The 251-nt window shown below is 47.4% G+C and carries 1 protein-coding gene; it reads left to right on the top strand.

Annotated elements, in window-relative coordinates:
• Window positions 1-251: TonB-dependent receptor plug domain-containing protein (locus AAEY62_RS23680; RefSeq protein ID WP_350636902.1), on the top strand; the 251-nt coding region annotated here is incomplete at both ends.

Below are 251 nucleotides of genomic sequence, written 5' to 3'. Positions count from 1 at the left end.
CTGCGCCCTAATATAGGTATGCGCGGAACTGGCACTGGTCGTAACGACAAAATATCAGTAATGGAAGATGGTGTACTTGTAGCACCTGCGCCTTACTCGGCTCCTTCGGCTTATTACTTCCCTACTATGGGCCGCATGGAGTCTATTGAAGTATTACAAGGTGCTGCATCGGTTAAATATGGTCCACGTACTACAGGCGGCGTTTTAAACTTATTATCGCGCAGTTTACCAACCGAGCCTAATAGCTCAAC

Source organism: Pseudoalteromonas sp. GW168-MNA-CIBAN-0100, from assembly GCF_040309225.1.
GTDB lineage: Bacteria > Pseudomonadota > Gammaproteobacteria > Enterobacterales > Alteromonadaceae > Pseudoalteromonas > Pseudoalteromonas arctica.
This window is presented reverse-complemented; position numbering and strand designations above follow the sequence as displayed.